Origin of the sequence: Streptococcus infantis, from assembly GCF_047464715.1 — a bacterium.
GTDB lineage: Bacteria > Bacillota > Bacilli > Lactobacillales > Streptococcaceae > Streptococcus > Streptococcus infantis_S.
Map to the genome: position 1 here is coordinate 438,272 of NZ_JASHBJ010000001.1, position 25,594 is coordinate 463,865.

Below are 25,594 nucleotides of genomic sequence, written 5' to 3' on the forward strand. Positions count from 1 at the left end.
AATTTGAGGATAAGAATGAATATCTGGACAAAATTAGCAATGTTTTCTTTTTATGAGACGGAACGTTTGTATTTCCGTCCATTCTTTTTTACAGATGTAGATGACTTTCATCAGTTAGCATCAGACCCTGAAAATCTTCAATTTATTTTTCCTACGCAAGCTAGTATTGAAGAAAGTCAATATGCTCTTGCTAACTACTTTATGAAATCACCTTTGGGTATTTGGGCCATTTGTGATAAAAAAACTGAAAAAATGATTGGAGCAATTAAGTTTGAAAAACTGGACGAAATTAGAAAAGAAGCAGAGATTGGCTATTTTTTGAGGAAAGATTTTTGGTCTCAGGGATATATGACTGAAGCTGTTAGCAAATTGCGGGATTTATCCATGACAGAATTTGACTTAAAGCAACTATTTATTGTAACGCATCTGGAAAATAGCGCCAGTCAAAAAGTTGCGCAAAAATCAGGCTTTGTTCTATCTCGTCGTTTTAAAGGTAGTGACCGCTATACTCGTAAGATGCGGGATTATCTAGAATTTCGCTATACAAAAGGAGAGCTAAATGAGTAAACACCAAGAGATTTTAGCTTATTTAGAAGAATTACCAGTCGGAAAACGGGTTAGCGTTCGGAGTATTTCCAATCGCTTGGGAGTTAGTGATGGTACGGCTTATCGTGCTATCAAAGAGGCTGAAAATAGAGGTTTAGTTGAAACACGTCCTAGAAGTGGGACTGTTCGAGTAAAGTCAAAAAAAGTTGCTATTGAAAGATTGACCTTTGCAGAAATCGCAGAGGTCACTGGTTCGGAAGTTTTAGCTGGTCAAGCTGGTTTAGATAGAGAATTCAGTAAATTTTCCATCGGAGCAATGACTGAGAAAAATATACTTTCATACCTTCATGATGGTGGACTAGTCATTGTTGGTGATCGAACACGTATCCAATTATTGGCACTTGAAAATGAGAATGCTGTCTTGGTAACAGGTGGATTTGAAGTCCATAAAGATGTTTTGAATACAGCTGATAAGAAGAATATTCCAGTATTACGAAGCAAGCATGATACATTTACAATTGCGACGATGATTAACCGCGCTCTTTCAAATGTTCAGATTAAGACGGATATTTTAACGGTTGAAAAGATTTATCGTACTAGTCATGAATATGGTTTTTTACAGGAAACAGATACCGTAAAGGATTATTTGGACTTGGTTCGAAAGAATAGGACTAGTCGCTTCCCTGTTATCAATCAGCATAAGGTTGTTGTGGGTGTTGTAACCATGCGAGATGCTGGAGATAAATCACCAGGTACAACCATTGATAAGGTTATGACAAGAACAGTCTATATGACAGGCTTAGCAACGAATATTGCTAACGTGAGCCAGAGAATGATTGCAGAAGATTTTGAAATGGTACCCGTTGTGCGCAGTAACCAGACCTTGCTAGGTGTCATTACTAGACGGGATGTCATGGAAAAAATGAGTCGTTCTCAGGTTTCAGCACTCCCAACATTTTCAGAACAGATTGGGCAGAAGTTGTCCTATCACCATGATGAAGTGGTCATTACAGTTGAACCCTTTATGCTTGAGAAAAATGGTGTCCTTGCAAATGGTGTCCTTGCAGAAATTTTGACCCATATGACACAGGATTTGGTCGTTAATAGTGGGCGTAACCTCATCATTGAGCAGATGTTGATTTATTTCTTACAGGCTGTTCAGATTGATGATGTTCTACGTATTCAAGCTAGAATTATTCATCATACGAGACGATCGGCTATTATTGATTATGACATTTACCTTAATCATCAGATTGTATCAAAAGCAAATGTAACTGTAAAAATTAATTAGAATCTAGGAGAAAACATGATTACATTAAAATCAGCTAGAGAAATTGAAGCTATGGACAAGGCTGGTGATTTTCTTGCAAGCATCCATATTGGCTTGCGCGATATCATCAAACCAGGTGTAGATATGTGGGAAGTAGAAGAATATGTGCGTCATCGTTGTAAAGAAGAAAATTTCCTTCCACTACAAATCGGTGTTGATGGGGCAATAATGGATTATCCTTATGCCACTTGCTGTTCACTCAATGACGAAGTAGCCCATGCTTTTCCACGCCACTATATTTTGAAGGAAGGCGATTTGCTCAAGGTTGATATGGTCCTTGGTGGGCCAATCGCTAAGTCTGACCTCAATGTTTCTAAACTCAATTTTAACAAGGTTGAGCAGATGAAAAAATATACTCAAAACTTTACGGGCGGCTTGGCTGATTCTTGTTGGGCATACGCTGTTGGCAAACCGTCAGAAGAAGTTAAAAACTTAATGGACGTGACCAAAGAAGCTATGTACATCGGTATTGAAAAAGCTGTTGTAGGAAACCGTATTGGTGATATTGGAGCTGCCATTCAGGAATATGCTGAAAGTCGTGGATACGGTGTTGTTCGTGATCTTGTAGGCCACGGTGTTGGCCCAACCATGCACGAAGAGCCAATGGTTCCAAACTACGGTGTCGCAGGTCGTGGCCTTCGCCTTCGTGAAGGAATGGTCTTGACTATTGAACCTATGATTAATACAGGTGATTGGGAAATCGATACAGACATGAAAACAGGCTGGGCCCACAAAACTATCGACGGTGGTCTATCATGTCAGTATGAACACCAGTTTGTTATTACCAAGGATGGACCTGTAATCTTGACAAGTCAAGGTGAAGAAGGAACTTATTAATAAAAAAAGGGGAGCTGAGCTCCTTTTTTTATTCGTTAAAGTTGAAATTAAATTTGCGTAGCAGATATCTTACAAACGTTTTCTTTTATAGTAAAATAAAAGATGACTATATGAAAGAAGGTTCTTAATTGGAAAGTATTATATTTTTTATCTCTGTGTTTTTAGCTGGTGTCTTGTCATTCTTTTCGCCCTGCATTTTCCCATTGTTACCAGTCTATGCAGGTGTTTTATTAGATGATCAAGAGGAGTCAAAGACATTTCGTTTTTTAGGTAAAGAGGTTGCCTGGTCAGGATTAATTCGGACACTCTGTTTTATCGCAGGTATCTCTCTGATTTTCTTTATTCTAGGGTTTGGGGCAGGATTTCTCGGAAACTTACTCTATGCTGATTGGTTCCGTTATGTTATGGGTGGTATTATTATCATACTAGGCTTACATCAGATGGAAATCCTTCATTTACGAAAACTAGAGTTCCAAAAAACAGTAACGTTTAATCAAAAACAGTCTAGCAAATATCTGTCAGCCTTTCTATTAGGTATCAGCTTCAGCTTTGGTTGGACTCCGTGTATTGGTCCAGTTTTAAGTTCAGTTTTAGCACTGGCTGCCTCGGGAGGAAATGGAGCTCTTCAGGGGGCTTTATTGACCCTTATCTATACTCTCGGAATGGCGCTTCCATTTTTAGTATTGGCCTTGGCATCAGGTCTGATCATGCCTTATTTTAGTAGAATTAAATCTCACCTCCTCTTATTGAAGAGAATTGGTGGTTTACTGATTATCCTCATGGGAATTTTATTAATGTTGGGACAATTAAATATCTTATCTGGAATATTGGGATAAAAGGAGTTATTTATGAAAAAAATAATCTATTTTGGACTTAGTTTCTTATCTATCTTTCTTTTGATTGCTTGTGGCAAAGAAGAAAAAAAATCAAGTCAAGAAACTCAAACGACTCAAATACAGCAGCAAGCAACTGTTAAACAGGTGGCTGTAGGATCGGAAGCACCTGACTTTACCCTTCAATCGATGGATGGAAAAGAAGTCAAGCTATCTGATTTTAAAGGTAAAAAAGTTTATCTAAAATTCTGGGCCTCTTGGTGTGGACCTTGTAAAAAAAGTATGCCTGAATTAATGGAACTTGCTGCAAAAGAAGATCGTGATTTTGAAATTTTATCTGTTATTGCACCAGGTCTTCAAGGCGAAAAAACCATAGACCAATTTCCAAAATGGTTTGAGGAGCAGGGCTATAAGGATATACCTGTCTTATATGACACTAAGGGAACAACCTTCCAAGCCTATCAGATTCGAAGCATCCCAACTGAATACCTAATTGATTCAAATGGTAAAATTGCTAAGATTCAATTAGGGGCAATTAGTAACGCAGATGCTGAAGCAGCTTTTGCTCAGATGGATTAACGAAATAAAAAATGTCTAGACTTAACTGTCTAGACATTTTTTTAAAAATCTAATTTAATTAGTTTTTAGAAGCAGCTTGGAATTCAGGGTTTTTCCATGCTTCGTCAATAATTTCTTGCAATTCACGAGCAGAAGCTTGCATTTTTTGTGTTTCAGCGTCGTTCAATGGGATGTTAACGGGGCGAACGATACCGTGTGCACCAACGATAGCTGGTTGACCGATAAAGACGTTTTCAACTCCGTATTGTCCTTCTTGGAAGACTGAAAGTGGAAGTACGGCATTTTCATCATCAAGGATAGCTTTTGTGATACGAGCAAGAGCAACTGCGATACCGTAGTATGTAGCACCTTTTTTATTGATGATTGAGTAAGCAGCGTCACGAACTGAGATGAAGAGTTCAACAAGGTCAGCTTCATTTAAGTCGCGGTTAGCTTGCAACCATTGCTCCAATTTAACACCGGCAACGTTAGCGTGTGACCAAACGGCAAATTCTGAGTCACCGTGCTCACCCATGATGTAGGCGTGAACTGAACGAGCATCAACGCCGATAGTTTCAGCAAGTGCTTGACGGAAACGAGCTGAGTCAAGTGAAGTACCTGAACCGATAACACGTTCTTTAGGGAATCCTGAGAATTTCCAAGTTGAGTAAGTCAAAATGTCAACTGGGTTAGCAGCAACAAGGAAGATACCGTCAAAACCAGACGCAACAACTTGTTCAACGATTGATTTGTTAATAGCAAGGTTTTTACCAACAAGGTCAAGACGAGTTTCACCTGGTTTTTGTGGAGCACCAGCAGTGATAACTACAAGGTCCGCATCCGCACAGTCTTCATACTTAGCAGCATAAATTTTCTTAGGCGAAGTAAAAGCAAGCGCGTGGCTAAGGTCTTCAGCATCACCAACTGCTTTTTCAAACAATTGAGGAATTTCAATGATACCAAGTTCTTGAGCAATACCTTGGTTAACAAGAGCGAAAGCGTAAGAAGAACCTACGGCACCGTCACCAACGAGGATAACTTTTTTGTGTTGTTTAGTAACTGTCATTTGTCTAAACATCTCCTTTGTTTTATTCAGGGGGATTCCCCATTTGATTTCATTCTATCACTTTTGCTAAGCTTTGTCACGGATATACCTTCGGGATAAATATGTAAACGTTTTACACGTGTTGTTAGACTGTAAAATAGTCCAAACTATGGTATAATATATCTAGTTACTAATAGTGAAATGAGGCATTTTTTAATGCAAGATAAAAATCTAGTGAATGTCAATCTGACAAAGGAGATGAAGACTAGCTTTATCGACTACGCCATGAGTGTAATCGTATCGCGTGCTCTTCCTGATGTTCGTGATGGGTTGAAACCTGTTCATCGTCGTATTTTGTACGGAATGAATGAATTAGGAGTTACGCCTGATAAACCTCATAAGAAATCTGCCCGTATTACAGGGGACGTAATGGGTAAATACCACCCACACGGGGATTCATCTATCTATGAAGCTATGGTTCGTATGGCTCAATGGTGGAGCTACCGCTACATGCTTGTAGATGGGCACGGTAACTTTGGTTCTATGGACGGTGATGGCGCTGCCGCGCAACGTTATACCGAAGCACGTATGAGTAAGATTGCTCTTGAAATGCTTCGCGATATCAATAAAAATACCGTTGATTTTGTTGATAACTATGATGCCAACGAGCGTGAACCTGTTGTTTTACCAGCTCGTTTCCCAAATCTATTGGTCAATGGTGCTACAGGTATCGCCGTTGGTATGGCGACCAATATTCCACCTCATAATTTGGGTGAAACCATTGATGCTGTTAAACTCGTCATGGATAATCCTGAAGTTACAACCAAAGATTTGATGGAAGTTTTGCCTGGTCCAGACTTCCCAACTGGTGCCCTAGTTATGGGTAAATCAGGTATTCATAAGGCGTATGAGACTGGTAAGGGATCTATTGTTCTTCGTTCTCGTACGGAAATTGAAGAAACTAAAACGGGTCGCGAACGTATCGTTGTTACTGAATTTCCATATATGGTCAACAAAACCAAAGTACATGAACATATTGTGCGTCTGGTTCAAGAGAAACGTATTGAAGGAATTACAGCTGTTCGTGATGAATCTAACCGTGAAGGTGTTCGCTTTGTTATTGAAGTTAGACGCGACGCATCAGCTAATGTTATTTTGAACAACTTATTCAAGATGACTCAGATGCAGACTAGCTTTGGTTTTAACATGCTTGCTATCCAAAATGGTGTTCCAAAGATTTTATCGCTTCGCCAAATCTTGGATGCATACATTGAGCACCAAAAAGAAGTTGTGACTCGTCGTACTCAATTTGATAAAGAGAAAGCCGAAGCACGTGCACATATCTTGGAAGGTTTGCTGATTGCACTTGACCACATCGACGAAGTTATTCGTATTATCCGTGCCAGTGAAACTGATGAAGAGGCTCAAGCAGAATTGATGAGCAAGTTCAAGCTTTCTGAACGTCAAAGTCAAGCAATCCTAGACATGCGTCTCCGTCGTTTGACAGGTTTGGAACGTGATAAGATTCAGTCAGAGTATGACGAATTGATTGCTTTGATTGCTGATTTAACTGATATTCTTGCAAAACCAGAACGCGTAGCACAAATCATCAAAGAAGAATTGGATGAAGTCAAACGGAAGTTTGGAGATAAACGCCGTACTGAGTTAATGATTGGTGAAGTCTTGACGCTTGAAGATGAAGACTTGATTGAAGAATCTGATGTTCTTATCACTCTATCAAATAAAGGTTACATTAAACGTTTGGACCAAGACGAGTTTACTGCCCAAAAACGTGGTGGACGTGGCGTACAGGGAACAGGAGTCAAGGATGATGACTTTGTCCGTGAGTTGGTTTCTACCAGCACCCATGATCACTTGCTCTTCTTTACCAACAAAGGTCGTGCCTATCGTTTGAAAGGTTATGAAATCCCAGAATATGGTCGTACAGCCAAGGGATTACCTGTAGTGAACCTCTTGAAACTGGATGAGGGAGAAAGTATCCAAACCATTATTAACGTCGAATCAGAACGAAATGATGATGCATACATCTTCTTTACGACTCGAGCAGGTATTGTTAAGAGAACTAGCGTAAAAGAATTTGCTAACATTCGTCAAAATGGTCTAAAAGCCTTGAATTTGAAAGATGAGGACGAATTGATTAATGTTCTTCTGACTCAAGAAGATACTGATATCATCATTGGTACTAAATTGGGATATGCAGTTCGTTTCAATCAATCATCCGTTCGTAGCATGAGTCGTAGTGCTACAGGTGTTAAAGGAGTAAATCTTCGTGAAGGTGATGCTGTAGTTGGTGCTAGAGTGATTACCGATCAAGATGAAGTTCTTATCATTACTGAAAAAGGATACGGTAAGCGTACAGTTGCCACTGAATATCCAACTAAAGGTCGTGCTGGTAAAGGTATGAAGACTGCTAATATTACAGATAAGAATGGTCATCTTGCTGGTCTTTTAACAGTAAAAGGTGACGAAGATTTGATGGTTATCACAGATACCGGTGTCATGATTCGTACAAATGTTGCCAATATTTCTCAGACTGGACGTTCAACTATGGGAGTTAAGGTTATGCGTCTAGATGAGAACGCTAAAATTGTAACCTTTACAACAGTTGCAGCAGCGGAAAAAGAAGAAGTTGGGGCAGAAAACGAAACAGAAAGTGAAGAATAATGTCTCGAAAAAGAACTAAGAGTAAAAAAAATAAACGTAAGAATCTGCTGATTAATATTTTTTCTGGTATTCTAATCCTTTTGTCTCTAGCTTTGATTTTTAACTCGAAGATACGTGATGTAATTATGATTTGGAATACCAATAAATATCAAGTAAGCCAGATTTCAAAAGAGGAAATTGAGGGAAATAAAACTGCTACTGGAAATTTTGATTTTGACTCTGTAAAATCCTTATCTTCAGAGGCAGTACTTTCTGCTCAATGGAGTTCCCAGCAACTTCCAGTAATTGGTGGTATTTCTATCCCAGAACTTGAAATGAACTTGCCTATTTTTAAGGGGCTGGATAATGTTAACCTTTTCTACGGCGCTGGAACGATGAAAGCCAATCAGGTTATGGGACAGGGAAATTATTCATTGGCAAGCCACCGTATTTTTACTGGTAAAGATGCAGATCAGAAGCTATTTTCACCCTTAGCACGCGCTACTAATGGAATGTTCATTTATCTAACTGATAAAGAAAAGGTTTATAAATATGAAATTGTAGAAGTTAATAAGGTGACTCCAGATAGAATCGATGTTATAGAAGACCGAGATGGGGTTGACGAGTTGACTTTAGTAACCTGTGAAGATGCTAATGCTACAGAACGGATTATTGTTAAAGCAAATTTGAAAGAAGTTAAAAACTATTTAGAAGCTTCCCCAGAAATATTGCAATCATTTAATAAACCATATAAACAATTTTATGAATAGTAGAAGAGGTTGGGACAAAAGAGCCCGACCTCATTTTTTATTAGCAATCAAACTTTGACGCGGTAGCTGATTGAACTTTTTGTTCGTCTTTTAGGCTCCAAAAAACTCCTAATCATCCTCGCGGGGCTGGGACTACGAAATCGAGACTTTGTCTATCGATTTCTGTCCCACCGCCTTTTCTTGTCAATTTCAGAAAATAGATAAGGTAAAGACTTTTCAATTTTTCTAAAAAGTAGTATAATGTTTCTATTATAGAAATTTTTAGAAAATTCAAAAAGAGGTTTGTTATGGGATATACAGTTGCTGTTGTCGGTGCTACAGGTGCCGTTGGTGCTCAAATGATCAAAATGTTGGAAGAATCAACTCTTCCAATCGATAAGATTCGTTACCTTGCATCTGCACGTTCTGCAGGAAAGGTCTTGCAATTCAAGGGCCAAGATGTGACTATTGAAGAAACAACAGAAGAAGCTTTTGAAGGAGTTGATATTGCTCTCTTCTCAGCTGGAGGTTCAACTTCTGCAAAATACGCACCTTATGCTGTTAAAGCAGGGGCAGTAGTTGTAGATAACACTTCTTACTTCCGTCAAAATCCTGATGTACCATTGGTAGTACCTGAGGTCAATGCCCATGCTCTTGATGCTCATAACGGGATCATCGCCTGTCCTAATTGTTCAACTATTCAAATGATGGTTGCTCTAGAGCCGGTTCGTCAAAAATGGGGCTTGGACCGTATCATCGTATCAACTTATCAAGCAGTTTCAGGTGCTGGTATGGGAGCTATTCTTGAAACTCAACGTGAGCTTCGTGAAGTCTTAAATGACGGTGTGAATCCACGTGATTTGCATGCGGAAATCTTGCCATCAGGTGGAGACAAGAAACATTATCCAATTGCTTTTAATGCTCTTCCTCAAATCGACGTCTTCACTGATAATGACTACACTTACGAAGAAATGAAGATGACAAACGAAACTAAGAAAATAATGGAAGACGATAGCATTGCCGTTTCAGCAACTTGCGTGCGTATTCCTGTCTTGTCAGCTCACTCTGAGTCTGTTTACATTGAAACAAAAGAAGTGGCTCCAATCGATGAAGTCAAGGCTGCGATTGCTGCCTTTCCAGGTGCAGTTCTTGAAGACGATGTGGCTCACCAAATCTATCCTCAAGCAGTCAATGCTGTCGGTTCACGTGATACATTTGTCGGACGTATCCGTAAAGACTTGGATGCTGAAAAAGGGATCCATATGTGGGTTGTTTCCGATAACCTTCTCAAGGGTGCTGCTTGGAACTCGGTTCAAATTGCAGAAACCCTTCATGAACGTGGTCTAGTTCGCCCAACAGCTGAGTTGAAGTTTGAATTGAAATAGGGAGCAAAACAGAAATCAGTAACTCGAAGAGTTGTTTTCTTCCTCGCTAGCTAGCGAATCTACTTATTTTACGAACAGAACGGGAGGCAAAGGCAAGTATGCCCCAGCCTCTTTCTTATATAGAGAAAGGTTTTCCTATGTCTTATCAAGATTTAAAAGATTGTAAAATTATCACTGCTTTTATTACTCCTTTTCATGAAGATGGTTCAATAAATTTCGACGCTATTCCAAAGTTGATTGAACACTTATTGGCACATCATACAGATGGAATTCTCTTAGCAGGTACGACTGCTGAGAGTCCAACCCTAACCCACGATGAAGAGTTGCAGTTGTTCGCGGCTGTACAAAAGGTTGTTAACGGCCGTGTTCCTTTAATTGCGGGTGTTGGTACTAACGATACTCGCGACTCGATCGAGTTCGTTAAAGAAGTAGCGGAGTTTGGTGGTTTTGCAGCCGGTCTAGCGATTGTACCTTACTACAATAAACCATCTCAAGAAGGTATGTACCAACACTTTAAAGCCATTGCAGACGCATCAGATTTGCCAATTATTATCTATAACATCCCAGGTCGTGTAGTTGTCGAAATGACTCCAGATACTTTACTTCGTTTGGCTGACCATCCAAATATTATCGGTGTCAAAGAATGTACTAGTCTTGCCAATATGGCCTACTTGATTGAGCATAAGCCTGAAGACTTTTTGGTATACACTGGTGAAGATGGGGATGCTTTCCATGCTATGAATCTTGGTGCTGACGGTGTAATTTCTGTTGCTTCTCATACGAATGGTGATGAAATGCATGAAATGTTCACTGCGATTGAAGAGAGTGATATGAAGAAAGCGGCATCTATTCAACGTAAATTTATTCCCAAGGTTAATGCTCTCTTCTCATACCCAAGTCCTGCACCTGTTAAGGCAGTACTCAACTATATGGGATTTGAAGCTGGTCCAACTCGCCTCCCATTGGTTCCTGCGCCTGAAGAGGATGCTAAACGCATTATCAAGGTTGTTATTGACGGAGACTACGAAGCAACTAAAGCGACTGTCACTGGAGTTCTTCGACCTGATTACTAATATAACTAAGATAAATAGAAACTTCCTAACAAGTAAAATTGTTGGGAGTTTTTTTCTTTTTCTACGAATAGTTAAATAGAGAGAGAAAAAGGAGTCGATCATGAAAATTAAGATTGATAATTTTGAAATTTATAAGCTAAAGCAAGCAGGATTAAGTAATCAGCAGGTTCTGAAAGTACTTCAATACGGAGAAATTTATGATCAGGAATTGAGTTTAGAGACAATCGCTGAAGCCTCGGAGTGTCGTAACCCAGTAGTTTTTATGGAGCGGTATCATAAGCTGACTTTTGAAAGCATGGAACGATTAAAGAAAGATTTTGAAAAGTTCCCATCATTTTCGATTCTGGATGATGTTTATCCCATTTCGCTTAGTGAAATTTACGATGCACCTGTATTGCTTTTTTATAAAGGAGATTTAAATCTCTTAAAATTACCAAAGATAGCAGTTGTAGGGAGTCGCTCTTGTAGTCAAACCGGAACCAAATCAGTCCGGAAAGTCATCGAAGAACTGGAGAATGAATTAGTTGTGGTGAGCGGACTTGCTGGAGGAATTGACACAGCAGCCCATATGTCAATTCTTCAAACTGGTGGCAAAACGATTGCAGTGATCGGGACTGGTTTAGACGTCTATTATCCCCGCTCCAATAAACGTCTTCAAGAATACATTGGAGACAATCATTTAATACTAAGTGAGTACGGACCAGGGGAAGAACCCTTGAAATTTCATTTTCCTGCCAGAAATCGCATTATTGCAGGATTGTGTCGAGGAGTTATCGTTGCAGAAGCTAAAATGAGATCTGGTAGCTTAATCACTTGTGAGCGTGCTATGGAGGAAGGTAGAGATGTCTTTGCGATTCCAGGTTCCATTTTAGATGGACGCTCAGACGGCTGTCATCATTTGATCCAAGAAGGAGCAAAACTAGCAACATGTGGGCAGGATATTCTCGCTGAGTTTGAGTTTTAGACATAGAATCATTTCATTTAGCAAACTTTTCTTCTATTGTATGGGTGTTAAGTCTTGACAGGTTTTTAAAAATGGTTTACACTTTATAAAGTTTAATTACTTTGAAAAGGTGTGATACTGTGGCTACGGCAACAAAGAAGAAAAAATCAACAGTTAAAAAAAATCTAGTAATCGTGGAGTCGCCTGCAAAGGCTAAAACGATTGAAAAATACCTGGGTAGAAATTATAAGGTTTTAGCCAGTGTTGGTCATATTCGTGATTTGAAAAAATCCAGTATGTCAGTCGATGTGGAAAATAATTACGAACCTCAATACATCAATATTCGTGGGAAAGGTCCTCTCATCAATGACTTGAAAAAAGAAGCTAAAAAAGCCAATAAAGTCTTTCTCGCAAGTGACCCGGACCGCGAAGGAGAAGCAATTTCTTGGCATTTAGCTCATATTCTCAATCTTGATGAAAATGATGCTAACCGTGTTGTTTTCAACGAGATTACCAAGGATGCGGTAAAAAATGCCTTTAAAGAACCTCGTAAAATCAATATGGATTTGGTCGATGCCCAACAGGCCCGTCGTGTTTTGGACCGTTTAGTAGGGTATTCAATTTCACCAATTCTTTGGAAAAAAGTAAAAAAAGGCTTATCGGCAGGACGTGTTCAGTCTGTTGCTTTAAAGCTAATCATTGATCGCGAAAATGAAATCAATGCCTTCCAACCAGAAGAATATTGGACTATTGATGGTGTCTTTAAAAAAGGTACCAAGCAATTCCAAGCTTCTTTTTATGGAATGAATGGCAAGAAGATGAAGTTGACTACTAATGATGAAGTCAAAAAAGTTTTATCTCATTTGAACAGCAAGGATTTTACAGTTGATCAAGTAGATAAAAAGGAAAGAAAGCGCAATGCTCCTCTTCCATATACAACGTCTTCTATGCAGATGGATGCTGCAAATAAGATCAACTTCCGTACTCGTAAGACTATGATGGTTGCTCAGCAACTCTATGAAGGAATCAATATTGGTACAGGTGTCCAAGGTTTGATCACCTATATGCGTACGGATTCTACTCGTATCAGTCCAGTTGCTCAGAATGAAGCTGCTAGCTACATCAATGAACGTTTTGGTAGTAAGTATTCTAAACATGGTAGTAAGGTGAAAAATGCCTCTGGCGCTCAAGACGCCCACGAAGCTATTCGTCCTTCAAGTGTCTTTAATACTCCTGAAAAAATTGCTAAGTATTTGGATAAAGACCAGCTTAAACTTTATACCCTTATCTGGAACCGTTTTGTAGCGAGTCAAATGACGGGTGCTATCTTTGATACCATGGCTGTTAAACTTTCGCAAAATGGTGTTCAATTTGCAGCAAATGGTAGTCAGGTTAAGTTTGATGGTTATTTAGCCATTTACAACGATTCTGATAAGAATAAGATGCTGCCAGATATGGAAGTAGGAGATGTGGTCAAACAGGTCAATAACAAACCTGAACAACATTTCACACAACCGCCTGCACGATATTCAGAAGCAACACTGATTAAAACCTTGGAAGAAAACGGAGTTGGACGTCCATCTACCTATGCTCCAACCATTGAAACAATCCAAAAACGTTACTATGTAAGACTTGCTTCTAAACGCTTTGAACCAACTGATCTAGGTCAAGTTGTTAACAAGCTGATTGTCGAATACTTCCCTGACATTGTAAATGTGAAATTTACCGCTGAAATGGAAGGTAAACTGGACGATGTTGAGGTCGGAAAAGAAGAGTGGCAACGGGTTATTGATGAATTTTACAAACCATTCTCTAAAGAGGTTGCAAAAGCTGAAGCAGAGATGGAAAAAATTCAAATCAAGGATGAGCCAGCTGGATTTGACTGTGAAGTTTGTGGCAGTCCTATGGTGATTAAGATTGGACGCTTCGGTAAGTTTTACGCATGTAGCAATTTCCCAGATTGTCGACATACACAGGCCATTGTCAAAGAAGTTGGTGTTAAATGTCCAAATTGTCATCAAGGGCAAATCATCGAACGCAAAACCAAACGTAATCGTATTTTCTATGGATGCAATCGTTATCCAGAATGTGAGTTTACCTCTTGGGATAAACCTGTTGGACGTGATTGTCCTAAATGTGGTCACTTCCTCATGGAGAAAAAAATCCGTGGTGGAGGGAAACAGATCGTATGTAGCAATGGTGACTACGAAGAAGAAAAGATTAAATAAAAATAATTAGGGCTGAAATGATAATTTCAGCTCTTTTTAATTTAAACTTGACAGATTTTATCTTTTTATGCTTAACTAGAAGAAGATTATTCTTACTTAGGAGTAGATATGCGCATTATTTATCTTAGCATTGGATTCATTTCATTAGCTTTGGCTATCGTTGGAGTTGCCTTGCCACTATTACCGACAACACCCTTTCTCTTGTTGTCAATAGCTTGTTTTTCAAAATCTTCTAAACGTTTTGAAGATTGGCTCTATCATACCAAGCTTTATCAAACTTATGTTGCGGATTTTAGAGAAACCAAGTCTATTGCGCGTGAACGTAAAACGAAGATCATTGTTTCAATTTATATCTTGATGGGAATTTCCATTTATTTCGCACCGCTTTTACCAGTAAAAATTGCTTTAGGATGTTTAACAATATTTATAACCTATTATCTCTTTAAGGTGATTCCAGATAAAGAATAGCTAAAAAAGTAATGATTTTCCTTGATAAAAAGTAGGGGTTACTTAAAACAATATGATATAATAATATCAAATAAATCGTCAAGGAGAATCAAATGATTTACGAATTTTGTGCTGAAAATGTAACCTTGCTTGAAAAAGCGATGCAGGCAGGAGCTCGCCGTATCGAGCTCTGTGACAATCTAGCAGTTGGTGGAACAACTCCAAGCTACGGAGTGACCAAGGCAGCTGTGGAACTGGCTGCCGACTACGATACGACCATTATGACTATGATTCGACCACGTGGTGGTGATTTTGTCTACAATGACCTCGAGATTGCTATTATGCTCGAGGATATTCGTCTAACTGCTCAGGCAGGAAGCCAAGGCGTTGTCTTTGGTGCATTGACTGCTGATAAGAAGTTGGACAAGGCCAATCTTGAAAAATTGATTGCTGCATCTAAAGGTATGGAAATTGTTTTCCATATGGCTTTTGATGAATTGAGCGACCAAGATCAGTTGGAAGCCATTGATTGGCTAAGCCAAGCTGGAGTGACACGCATCCTGACTCGTGCTGGTGTATCTGGCGACTCGTTAGAGAAACGCTTTGCTCACTATCACAAAATTTTAGAACACGCTGCAGGAAAGATTGAAATTTTACCTGGTGGGGGGATTGACATGGACAACCGTCAAACCTTTATCGATCAATTAGGCGTGACACAATTACATGGAACTAAGGTTGTCTTTTAAAAAATAGAAAGGAACTGCTAGCTTATGGTAGCAGTTTTCGCTTATGTTTGAAATTTTTAAAGCCTATCAGTTTAATAGTAAAAAGGCTAAAGAGTATGGATTTGTAGAAAACCAAGGTGTATGGATCTATAATTCGACTATCTTGCAGGGAGATTTTCTCATGATGGTTACAGTTGAGGATGGGGACTTAAGTTTTCAAGTTTATGACCAAGAAACTGGTGACCTCTATCCTCAAGTTCATATGGAAAGTATGAGAGGTACTTTTGTCGGAAGCATTCGAGAGGCTTGTTTAGAAGTTCTTTATGGCATTCGAAAGGCTTGTTTTGAGGTACAGGAATTTCTCTGTCCTCAGACAAAAAGAATCTTGACTCGTGTTCAAGAAAAGTATGAGAATCAATTAGAATACTTATGGGAAAAATCACCTGATACGGCGGTTTTGCGTCATGAAGATAATCAGAAGTGGTATGCGGTATTAATGAAGATATCCTGGGAAAAACTGGATAATGCACAAGAAGGACAAGTAGAAGTCGTTAATCTTAAGCATGACCAAGTAGCTGACTTGCTCTCACAAAAGGGAATTTACCCAGCCTTTCATATGAATAAACGCTATTGGATAAGTCTTCCACTAGATGACACTCTAACTGACGAAAAGGTGCTTGAATTATTTGAGAGAAGTTGGTTTTTAACCTCTAAAAAATGAAGGAACATATTTGAGTTTTCAAATACTTTCAATCGGCGAAATATTCTTTATTGAAGAAATTTTCAGAAAATATTGGATTTTTTCTTGACAAGTGATTTTTCCTATGCTAGAATACTAAACAAGACATCAAACAAAGGAGAAAGCCAAACATGAAAACAGCTAAGTTTAATCAATTTGCTTTGTTGTTGAGGTACTCGGACTAGTGCAATAGCATTAGTCCTGTTTGGCTTACCAAGCGGGAGTAAATCAACATCTCGCTTGGAACTCCGAGCGAGATGTTTTTTCTATATCGAAAATGTGAAGGGAGAATTCTCATGCGTGTAGTTGAGTTTTTAGATACCAGTCTCCGAGATGGTGAGCAGACGCCAGGTGTCAATTTTTCTATTAAGGAAAAGGTTGCTATAGCAAAACAGCTAGAAAAATGGGGGATTTCAGCAATCGAAGCTGGTTTTCCAGCAGCTAGTCCAGATTCATTCACAGCTGTCCAAGAAATTGCTAAGGCTATGAAAACAACAGCAGTGACAGGGTTAGCTCGTTCTGTTAAATCTGATATTGATGCTTGTTATGAAGCTCTCAAGGATGCCAAGTATCCACAAATCCATGTTTTTATTGCAACGAGTCCTATTCATCGTGAATTTAAGTTGAATAAGAGTAAAGAGGAAATATTGGAAGCTATTAAAGAGCATGTTTCCTATGCAAGGACCAAGTTTGAAGTAGTAGAATTCTCTCCAGAGGATGCGACTAGAACTGAGCTCGATTTTCTCCTACAAGTCGTTCAGACAGCAGTTGACGCAGGCGCGACTTATATCAATATTCCTGATACTGTTGGTTTTACTACACCTGAGGAATATGGAAGTATCTTTAAATATCTGATTGACAATGTAAAAACGGACCGTAAGATAATCTATTCCCCTCATTGTCACGATGACCTTGGGATGGCGGTTGCAAATAGCCTTGCTGCTGTTAAGAATGGTGCAGGACGTGTTGAAGGAACCATTAACGGCATTGGAGAACGAGCTGGGAATGCTGCTTTAGAAGAAATAGCGGTGGCCCTCAATATTCGCCAAGATTATTATCAAGCAGAGACAAGTATTGTTCTAAACGAAACGATTAATACGTCCGAAATGGTCTCTCGCTTCTCAGGAATTCCAGTTCCAAAAAATAAGGCAGTTGTCGGTGGAAATGCCTTCTCTCACGAATCAGGTATTCACCAAGATGGTGTTCTTAAAAACCCTCTTACCTATGAAATTATCACACCTGAACTGGTGGGTGTCAAGAGCAACAGTCTTCCGCTTGGGAAATTGTCTGGTCGCCATGCTTTTGTTGAGAAACTAAGAGATTTGGCCTTAGATTTTACAGACGAGGACATCAAACCACTTTTTGCTAAGTTCAAGGCCTTAGCAGATAAGAAGCAAGAAATCACAGATGCTGATATTCGAGCTCTGGTAGCTGGCACCATAGTTGAAAATCCAGAGGGCTTCCACTTTGATGATCTACAACTCCAAACTCATGCGGAAAATGATATTGAAGCGACTGTTAGCTTGGCTAATTTGGATGGTGAAAAGGTTGAATTTAATGCAACAGGACAAGGTTCGGTTGAGGCCGTCTTTAACGCTATCGACAAATTCTTTAATCAATCTGTTCGCTTGGTATCCTACACCATTGATGCGGTAACGGATGGTATAGACGCTCAGGCAAGGGTTTTGGTTACTGTTGAAAATAGAGAAACAGAAACCATCTTTAACGCAGCCGGAATTGATTTCGATGTGTTGAAGGCCTCAGCTATTGCCTACATCAATGCCAATACCTTTGTTCAAAAAGAGAATACCGGAGAGATAGGTCCAAATGTTTCCTATCGCGACATGCCTAGTCTTTAAAGGAGAATACCATGACAAAGAAAATTGTTGCCCTAGCAGGTGATGGGATTGGACCAGAAATCATGGAAGCTGGTTTAGAAGTTCTAGCATCTATAGCCCAAAAAACAGACTTTGACTTTGAGATAGTCAGACGACCTTTTGGTGGTGCAGGTATTGATGCCACAGCGCATCCCTTACCAGATGAAACACTCAAGGCATGTAGAGAAGCGGACGCTATCCTCCTTGCTGCAATCGGTAGTCCTCAGTATGATGATGCTCCAGTTCGACCCGAACAAGGGCTTTTGGCACTCCGCAAGGAATTGAATCTTTATGCCAATATTCGTCCAGTTAAAATTTTTGAGAGTCTCAATCATTTATCACCTCTTAAGCCAGATCGAATTGCTGGTGTTGACTTTGTAGTAGTGCGTGAGTTGACAGGTGGGATTTACTTTGGAGATCATATCCTTGAAGAGCGTAAAGCGCGTGATATCAACGATTATAGCTATGAGGAAGTAGAACGGATTATACGTAAGGCTTTTGAAATTGCAAAAGGTCGAAATAAAATTGTTACTAGTATTGATAAGCAAAATGTGTTAGCAACTTCAAAACTCTGGAGGAAAGTGGCTGATGAAGTCGCAAAAAATTTTCCGGATGTAACCTTGGAGCACCAGCTAGTAGACTCAGCTGCCATGCTCATGATTACAAATCCAGCCAAGTTTGATGTTATCGTGACAGAAAATCTTTTTGGAGATATCTTATCTGATGAATCAAGCGTTCTATCTGGTACACTTGGCGTCATGCCATCGGCTAGTCACTCTGAAAATGGACCGAGCCTTTATGAACCGATTCATGGTTCAGCACCTGATATAGCTGGTCAAGGCATTGCCAATCCTATTTCCATGATTTTATCAGTCGCTATGATGTTGCGTGATAGTTTTGGACGTTATGACGATGCGGAGCGTATTGAGCGTGCTGTTGAGTCAAGTCTAGCTGCAGGTATTTTAACAAGAGATATAGGAGGACAGGCTTTGACTAGAGAAATGACAGAAGCCATCATTGCAAGACTATGAAACTAAACGAAGGAATTACTTTTGCTCTCTTAATTTGGAATCTTTTGATTTTTGTCATCTATGGCATTGACAAATCCAAAGCTAAAAGAGGTGCTTGGCGCATCCCTGAAAAATATTTATTATCATTTGCATTCTTATGTGGTGGTTTTGGTGCTTGGTTGGCAGGTGTTACCTTTCACCACAAGACTAGAAAATGGTATTTTAAAACGGTTTGGTTCCTAGGAATAGTGACTACACTAGCAACTTTGTATTTGATATGGAGGTAATGAATGGCAGGAAAATCGATTTTTGATAAATTATGGGACCTCCATGTAATCACAGGAGAAGAGGGACAACCTCAACTCATGTATGTGGATCAACATTATATCCACGAAGTGACTAGTCCTCAAGCTTTTCAAGGATTACGAGATACAGGGCGTAGATTGAGAAGACCGGATTTAACATTTGGCACTTTTGACCACAATGTACCGACAGTAAATATCTACGATATTCGAGATGTAATCTCTAAAGCACAGATTGATAAGTTAGCTGAAAATGTTGAAGAGTTTGGAATCGAACATGCTGCCCACGGTTCAGAAAAACAAGGTATCGTTCATATGGTTGGTCCAGAAACAGGACGAACACAACCAGGAAAATTCATCGTCTGTGGAGATAGCCATACGGCGACCCATGGAGCCTTCGGTGCCATCGCATTCGGAATTGGAACCAGCGAAGTCGAACATGTCTTTGCTACTCAAACCATTTGGCAGATTAAACCCAAGAAAATGCTAGTAGAATTCACTGGAATTCCTCAAAAAGGAGTTTATGCCAAAGATTTCATCCTAGCCTTGATTGCCAAGTACGGCGTTGCCTGTGGTGTTGGCTACGTGGTGGAGTATCGAGGTCAGGCCATTGATGCTCTTAGCATGGAAGAGCGAATGACCATCTGCAATATGTCCATCGAGTTTGGTTCCAAGATGGGAATTATGAATCCAGACCAAACCACCTATGACTATCTTAAGGGGCGCGAGTGTGTTCCAAAGGATTTTGATGCAGCAGTAGCTGATTGGAAAAGGCTGGTTAGTGATGGCGATGCCGTTTATGACAAGGTGATTCGTATGGATGTTTCTGAATTAGCACCTATGGTGACTTGGGGAACCAATCCTGCCATGGGAGTTGACTTTGAAACTAGCTTCCCAGAAATAAAAGATATGAATGATGAACGTGCTTATCATTACATGGATTTACAACCAGGTCAGAAAGTAGCAGATATCGAACTTGGCTATGTTTTTATAGGTTCTTGTACCAATGCTCGACTTAGCGATCTACAACTGGCTGCTCGATTTGTTGAAGGGAAGAAAATTGCCCCTAACTTAACAGCTATTGTTGTACCTGGTTCTCGGCCAGTTAAGCGAGCTGCTGAAAAGTTGGGCTTGGATAAGGTTTTCCAAGATGCAGGCTTTGAGTGGAGAGAACCAGGTTGCTCCATGTGCCTAGGAATGAATCCTGACAAGGTACCAGATGGTGTTCACTGTGCCTCGACCAGCAACCGTAACTTTGAAGATAGACAGGGATTTGGAGCGAAGACTCATCTTTGTAGTCCAGCAATGGCAGCTGCGGCAGCTATCGCAGGACGTTTCGTAGATGTTCGGCAAATGCCAGAGGCCCAGTAAGGAGAGGATATGGAAAAATTTACAGTTTATACAGGAACAATGGTTCCTCTTATGAATGATAATATCGACACCGACCAAATCCTTCCAAAACAGTTTCTGAAGTTGATTGATAAGAAAGGCTTTGGCAAATATCTCATGTATGCTTGGCGTTATCTAGATGATAAGTACACTGATGATCCCGACTTTGTCTTTAACCGACCTGAATATCGTAAAGCCACTATCCTCATCTCAGGGGATAACTTTGGGGCTGGATCTTCTAGAGAGCACGCAGCTTGGGCATTAGCGGACTACGGTTTTAAGGTCGTGATTGCCGGCTCTTTTGGAGATATTCATTACAATAATGAACTCAATAATGGCATGTTGCCTATTGTTCAGCCTAGGGAGGTTAGAGAAAAGCTAGCCCAACTCAAACCGACCGACCAGGTAACTGTGGACTTGGAACAGCAAACAATCATCTCGCCAGTTGGAGAATTCCCCTTTGAAATTGATAGCGAATGGAAACACAAGCTCTTAAATGGTTTGGATGATATCGGTATTACTTTGCAGTATGAAGACTTGATTGCTGCTTATGAAAAACAACGACCAGCCTACTGGCAGGATTAGAAAAAATAGAAAAGGAAATATAGAATTATGACAAAACACATTCAATGGAACGGAACACTTTCACAAGAAGGATATGACATTTTAAAGGGTCAGGGCGGATGTATCGTTTGTCCTACTAAAGTTGGTTACATTATCATGACTAGCGATAAGGCAGGTCTTGAACGCAAATTTGAAGCTAAAGAGCGTAACCGTAACAAACCAGGTGTTGTACTTTGTGGTAGCATGGACGAGCTTCGTGCTTTAGCACAACTCAACCCAGAAATTGCAGCCTTCTACCAAAAACATTGGGACGAAGACATTCTCCTCGGTTGTATCCTTCCATGGAAACCAGAAGCCTTTGAGAAACTCAAAGCATACGGTGATGAACGTGAAGAACTTATGACTGATGTGCGTGGTACTAGCTGTTTTGTTATCAAATTTGGGAAAGCTGGTGAACAATTGGCAGCTAAACTTTGGGAAGAAGGCAAAATGGTATATGCTTCATCTGCAAACCCTTCTGGAAAAGGAAACCGAGGTAAGGTTGAAGGAATCGGTGAACGTATCGAAGGAGTAGTGGATCTTGTCATCGAAGCAGACGACTATGTTGCATCTATCCAACCAGACAAAACAGTTGAAACACGATACGAACAAGGTGTGATGGTGTCTATGGTTGATAAGGATGGCAAACTCATACCAGAACAAGGTGGAGCACGTTCAATCTCACCAGCTCCAGTTGTGATCCGTAAAGGACTGGATATTGATAAAATCATGATGCACTTATCAGATACCTTTAACTCATGGGATTATCGTCAAGGTGAGTATTATTAAGATAAAAAGAGTCTAGTATTAAGAGGAGTTGACGCTCCTAATACTGGGCTTTTTCTTTAGATATTCTTTTCATTTTCCATAGGATATGATATTATATATGTAAATAGCAAATAGCAATATTCAAACATCGATGGAAAAAGGAGTAAGATTGATGAAGAATAGAAAAGCTGGTTTCGAAGACTTCTGCGAATGGTACCTTTCAATTAGAGAATATTTATTAGGTAACGCAATGATTGAAGACGCTTATACTGAAAAATTTAAAGAAGAGTTTCTTAAGGAGTGGCCACTTGACAAGATTTTAACTATGTCTATTGATGATTATGTCATTGGGAAAGGGGGACAAAACAACTCTTTTTGCTATGAACTAGAGCATGGAAAATACAAAACACTATTTTTGGGAATTGGTGGAGGTGGATCTTCAAAATTTGGTATTTATTGGAATGAAAAAACAAAGAGTTATAAAGATCAAGCTAATAAAGTAATTCCGCTTTCAGAGTTGGATCATCGATTTACTAAATTAAAATCAGATTTGTATGAAATTATTAAAGAAGGTATTCATTTCAAATTTGATAAACCTATCTTTGATATAAAAAAATCAACAAATGAATTTATTGGTCGTTCTGCGATGGTAACAAAATTACTTTGTATCTATTCTGAGGAAAGTTCTTTCTTCGGTGTGAATACTAATAGTAATAGAGAATTTTGGAACAGCTTTGTTTCTCAGAAAAATCAAGGAGGACCCTACCTTCAGAATCATGAAATTTGTCAACTGGTTTCTAAAACTTTTCCTGAACTAACATCTTCAATGTTAGGAAGAATACTACATGAGTATTCAAAAGGTTTTATGGACAGTAATGATAATAAACGGGAGGAACGAATGTGTACACAAATTAATCTACAAAATCCATTGAGTAGAACTTTACTCTCGTCCAAAAACCTCATTCTCCGTGGTGCACCAGGTACGGGAAAAACATATCTTGCTAAAGAAATTGCCTTAGAATTAACAGGTGGCAATGAAGATCAAATAGGCTTTGTGCAATTCCACCCATCTTATGACTATACGGATTTTGTTGAGGGGTTAAGACCGGATTCAAATGAGGATGGAACTATTGATTTTAAACTACAAGATGGTATTTTTAAGAAGTTTTGTCAATTAGCTAAAGAAGCTCAGAAGATCGGGGGGCAAGATAATTTTGACCAAGCTTGGGATTCTTACTTAGAATATATAAATGTTGCTGAAGAAAAAGAATATATAACAAGAACATCTTACTTATCTGTTAATAGTAGACAAAATTTGTCAGTAAATTATGATAGTGGTGTTCCAGGATGGTCAATACCTCGTAAATATGTTTATGAGTTGTATAAAGATAAAAATTATAATAAGCAAGAATACTACAAAAGTGGTGGGAAAACTGTCCTAGAAAGATTGAGAAAGAGATTTGGTTTGAAAGACTATATTTCCCCAACAGAAATTGATACTAATAAGAAATTCGTCTTCATCATTGATGAAATTAACCGAGGTGAGATTTCTAAGATTTTTGGGGAACTCTTTTTCTCAATTGACCCTGGTTATCGTGGTGAAAAGGGGAGTGTTTCTACCCAATATGCCAATCTACACGAAACTGATGAAAAGTTCTATATCCCTGAAAATATCTATATTATCGGAACTATGAATGATATTGACCGTTCGGTGGACACCTTTGATTTTGCCATGCGTCGTCGTTTTCGTTTTGTTGAAGTTACTGCTGAAAGCCAACTAGGAATGCTAGATGATGTTCTTGGCGATAAAGCTGAAGAAGCGAAAGCGCGTCTAAGAAACTTGAATGCTAAAATTGAAAAAGTTCAGGAACTAAATAGTCATTATCATATTGGACCAAGTTATTTCCTTAAACTGGAAGAAGTAGACTTTGACTATGAGTTACTCTGGTCTGATTATCTTAATCCACTTTTGGAAGATTACTTGCGTGGTTCTTATGAAGAGGACGAAATACTGAATACTTTGAAAAAAGCATATGATCTGACAAATCAGCAAGATATTGGTGATGACGATGCAGTTAACTGACAATCAACAGGCCTTAAACAAAGAAGAGTTTATCACAGAATATCCTAAAATTAGTCAAGTTCTTTTAGATAGAACTCTATATAATCTTTCTCAAGAAGATAGTATCTTTATATTTCCAAACGACCTGAAAAACTCTCCTGATTTGGATAAGGACCAAAAGATCTTGGAAACAGTCAATCAGAAAATTAAGACAGGAAATGTGATTGGTTTTCTGGGTTGTGGTCAGGAGAGATTAACGATTTCTTCTCGCTTTTCGAGTAAAAGTGAAGACTATTTTTTGCATTATCTATTGCAGAAAGTTCTAAATATCAATCTCACTAGTTTAGATGTAGGGTTATCGTATGAGGATAGACTCTATCAACTTTTAATTTACCTCTTTCCAAATTATCTGGAAGGTGCTATGCGAAAGGGACTTTATAAGGAATACCAGAGGTTTTCTCATAATGATAGCCATATCAAGGGAGTGATTGATGTAAGAAACCATCTCAAGAAAAATCTTCCTTTCACAGGTAATATTGCTTATACAACCAGAGAGTTTACTTTTGATAATCCAATAATGCAGCTGATCCGTCATACTTTTGAGTACATTAAAAATCAGAAATCTCTAGGAAGAGGCATCATTAATAGCAATCGTGAAAATATTACAGAAATTATTCGTGTAACCCCATCTTATAAACTAGCTGATCGTGCTAAGATAATTCGACTAAATCAAACCAAACCACTTCGTCATGCCTACTTTCGAGAATACAGAAAGTTGCAAGAGCTTTGTCTGATGATATTAAACAGAGAAAAGCACGGTTTAGGATATCAAGAGCAAAAAATTCATGGCATTCTCTTTGACGTTGCTTGGCTTTGGGAAGAATATGTTTATACTTTGTTGCCAAAAGATTTCATACATCCACGCAATAAAGAAAAGAAAGGTGGTATCTCTGTATTTTCTGGTGGGAAACGAAAGGTATATCCAGATTTTTATAATAGGGAATTAAAGACTGTACTAGATGCTAAATATAAAAAACTAGAATTGACTGAAAAAGGAATCAATCGTGATGATCTATTTCAATTAATTTCTTATGCTTATATCTTACAAGCAGAAAAAGCTGGCTTGATTTTCCCGAGCATAGATCAGACAGTAAGTAGTGAAATAGGAAAGGTTCTAGGTTATGGGGTCTTGCTTAAAAAGTTCTCTATCCAAATTCCTCAGAAAGTATCATCCTACAGCGAATTCTATGAAATGCTAGAGATGTCAGAAAAAATTTTTCAAAATAATATAAAACAAAATTAGAGAGCCTATAAACTCTCTATTTTTTATGAAATCATTAGTAAAATCCGAACATAATAATTTTAATGTTTCAAAATGTTTGACAAAAACTTTACCTTAGTTTATAATCGTTAAAGGAAACGTCGGAAAAGGCGTAGTGATGCGAAAGCATAGGTAGGTCATTATAAAAGAAACGAGACAT

At 38.9% G+C, this 25,594-nt stretch carries 23 protein-coding genes; 22 read left to right on the forward strand and 1 reads right to left on the reverse strand.

Annotated features, from left to right (window positions below):
• The first annotated feature begins 15 nt into the window (after nt 1-15).
• The 5 genes from QM419_RS02270 (at nt 16) to sdbB (ending at nt 4,125) form a co-directional block, all read left to right on the forward strand.
• Nucleotides 16-567, forward strand: a complete 552-nt coding sequence (locus QM419_RS02270; protein WP_414259004.1) for a GNAT family N-acetyltransferase — start codon at nt 16-18, stop codon at nt 565-567.
• Nucleotides 560-1,837 (forward strand): CBS-HotDog domain-containing transcription factor SpxR, encoded by a 1,278-nt coding sequence (gene spxR / locus QM419_RS02275; RefSeq protein WP_254729900.1) that lies wholly within the window; start codon nt 560-562, stop codon nt 1,835-1,837. Before QM419_RS02270 ends, spxR begins: the two co-directional genes overlap by 8 nt.
• A 15-nt stretch (nt 1,838-1,852) precedes the next feature.
• Nucleotides 1,853-2,713, forward strand: coding sequence for a methionyl aminopeptidase (locus QM419_RS02280; RefSeq protein ID WP_414277741.1), 861 nt, complete (start codon nt 1,853-1,855; stop codon nt 2,711-2,713).
• 128 nt (nt 2,714-2,841) lie between these two features.
• Nucleotides 2,842-3,549: a thiol-disulfide oxidoreductase-associated membrane protein CcdA2 gene (gene ccdA2 / locus QM419_RS02285; RefSeq protein ID WP_414277742.1), complete on the forward strand. Its 708-nt coding sequence runs from the start codon at nt 2,842-2,844 to the stop codon at nt 3,547-3,549.
• A 12-nt stretch (nt 3,550-3,561) separates the two neighbouring features.
• Nucleotides 3,562-4,125 carry a thiol-disulfide oxidoreductase-associated lipoprotein SdbB gene (gene sdbB / locus QM419_RS02290; protein WP_414277743.1) on the forward strand — a complete coding sequence of 188 codons (564 nt, stop codon included), beginning with the start codon at nt 3,562-3,564 and terminating at the stop codon, nt 4,123-4,125.
• A gap of 58 nt (nt 4,126-4,183) precedes the next feature.
• Here the strand turns inward: sdbB and QM419_RS02295 are convergent, their stop codons facing one another.
• Entirely contained in the window at nt 4,184-5,170 is a 987-nt protein-coding gene (locus QM419_RS02295) for an L-lactate dehydrogenase (RefSeq protein WP_045614994.1), read from the reverse strand.
• 195 nt (nt 5,171-5,365) lie between these two features.
• Between QM419_RS02295 and gyrA the strand changes: the two genes are divergently transcribed.
• From gyrA to QM419_RS02380, 17 genes are all read left to right on the forward strand, one after another.
• Nucleotides 5,366-7,834 carry a DNA gyrase subunit A gene (gene gyrA, locus QM419_RS02300; RefSeq protein WP_414277744.1) on the forward strand — a complete coding sequence of 823 codons (2,469 nt, stop codon included), beginning with the start codon at nt 5,366-5,368 and terminating at the stop codon, nt 7,832-7,834.
• Nucleotides 7,834-8,583: a class A sortase gene (locus tag QM419_RS02305; RefSeq protein WP_414277745.1), complete on the forward strand. Its 750-nt coding sequence runs from the start codon at nt 7,834-7,836 to the stop codon at nt 8,581-8,583. The genes gyrA and QM419_RS02305 overlap by 1 nt, the downstream gene beginning before the upstream one ends.
• Nucleotides 8,584-8,870: 287 nt before the next feature.
• The gene (locus QM419_RS02310; RefSeq protein ID WP_254729908.1) at nt 8,871-9,947 is read left to right on the forward strand and encodes an aspartate-semialdehyde dehydrogenase; all 1,077 of its coding nucleotides are present in this window, start codon (nt 8,871-8,873) and stop codon (nt 9,945-9,947) included.
• Nucleotides 9,948-10,084: 137 nt separating this feature from the next.
• Nucleotides 10,085-11,020, forward strand: a complete 936-nt coding sequence (gene dapA, locus QM419_RS02315) for a 4-hydroxy-tetrahydrodipicolinate synthase (protein ID WP_414253721.1) — start codon at nt 10,085-10,087, stop codon at nt 11,018-11,020.
• A 106-nt stretch (nt 11,021-11,126) separates the two neighbouring features.
• Entirely contained in the window at nt 11,127-11,984 is an 858-nt protein-coding gene (gene dprA / locus QM419_RS02320; protein ID WP_414278055.1) for a DNA-processing protein DprA, read from the forward strand.
• 119 nt (nt 11,985-12,103) lie between these two features.
• Nucleotides 12,104-14,191 (forward strand): type I DNA topoisomerase, encoded by a 2,088-nt coding sequence (gene topA, locus QM419_RS02325; RefSeq protein ID WP_414277746.1) that lies wholly within the window; start codon nt 12,104-12,106, stop codon nt 14,189-14,191.
• A 108-nt stretch (nt 14,192-14,299) separates the two neighbouring features.
• Nucleotides 14,300-14,659: a YbaN family protein gene (locus tag QM419_RS02330; RefSeq protein ID WP_414277747.1), complete on the forward strand. Its 360-nt coding sequence runs from the start codon at nt 14,300-14,302 to the stop codon at nt 14,657-14,659.
• Nucleotides 14,660-14,751: 92 nt separating this feature from the next.
• Nucleotides 14,752-15,384, forward strand: coding sequence for a copper homeostasis protein CutC (locus QM419_RS02335; protein ID WP_414277748.1), 633 nt, complete (start codon nt 14,752-14,754; stop codon nt 15,382-15,384).
• Nucleotides 15,385-15,427: 43 nt separating this feature from the next.
• Nucleotides 15,428-16,084 (forward strand): MmcQ/YjbR family DNA-binding protein, encoded by a 657-nt coding sequence (locus QM419_RS02340; RefSeq protein WP_414277749.1) that lies wholly within the window; start codon nt 15,428-15,430, stop codon nt 16,082-16,084.
• A gap of 314 nt (nt 16,085-16,398) precedes the next feature.
• A complete protein-coding gene (locus tag QM419_RS02345; RefSeq protein ID WP_414277750.1) occupies nt 16,399-17,961 on the forward strand; it encodes a 2-isopropylmalate synthase in 1,563 nt (520 codons plus the stop codon).
• An 11-nt stretch (nt 17,962-17,972) separates the two neighbouring features.
• Entirely contained in the window at nt 17,973-19,010 is a 1,038-nt protein-coding gene (gene leuB / locus QM419_RS02350; protein WP_414277751.1) for a 3-isopropylmalate dehydrogenase, read from the forward strand.
• A complete protein-coding gene (locus QM419_RS02355) occupies nt 19,007-19,276 on the forward strand; it encodes a DUF1294 domain-containing protein (protein ID WP_414277752.1) in 270 nt (89 codons plus the stop codon). Before leuB ends, QM419_RS02355 begins: the two co-directional genes overlap by 4 nt.
• Nucleotides 19,277-19,279: 3 nt before the next feature.
• Entirely contained in the window at nt 19,280-20,662 is a 1,383-nt protein-coding gene (gene leuC, locus QM419_RS02360; RefSeq protein WP_414277753.1) for a 3-isopropylmalate dehydratase large subunit, read from the forward strand.
• Between the two features lie 9 nt (nt 20,663-20,671).
• Nucleotides 20,672-21,265 carry a 3-isopropylmalate dehydratase small subunit gene (gene leuD, locus QM419_RS02365; protein WP_414277754.1) on the forward strand — a complete coding sequence of 198 codons (594 nt, stop codon included), beginning with the start codon at nt 20,672-20,674 and terminating at the stop codon, nt 21,263-21,265.
• 27 nt (nt 21,266-21,292) lie between these two features.
• Nucleotides 21,293-22,072 carry an L-threonylcarbamoyladenylate synthase gene (locus QM419_RS02370; protein WP_414277755.1) on the forward strand — a complete coding sequence of 260 codons (780 nt, stop codon included), beginning with the start codon at nt 21,293-21,295 and terminating at the stop codon, nt 22,070-22,072.
• Nucleotides 22,073-22,223: 151 nt separating this feature from the next.
• Nucleotides 22,224-24,134, forward strand: a complete 1,911-nt coding sequence (locus tag QM419_RS02375; RefSeq protein ID WP_414277756.1) for an McrB family protein — start codon at nt 22,224-22,226, stop codon at nt 24,132-24,134.
• Nucleotides 24,121-25,416: an McrC family protein gene (locus QM419_RS02380; protein WP_414277757.1), complete on the forward strand. Its 1,296-nt coding sequence runs from the start codon at nt 24,121-24,123 to the stop codon at nt 25,414-25,416. The genes QM419_RS02375 and QM419_RS02380 overlap by 14 nt, the downstream gene beginning before the upstream one ends.
• Nucleotides 25,417-25,594: the final 178 nt, after the last annotated feature.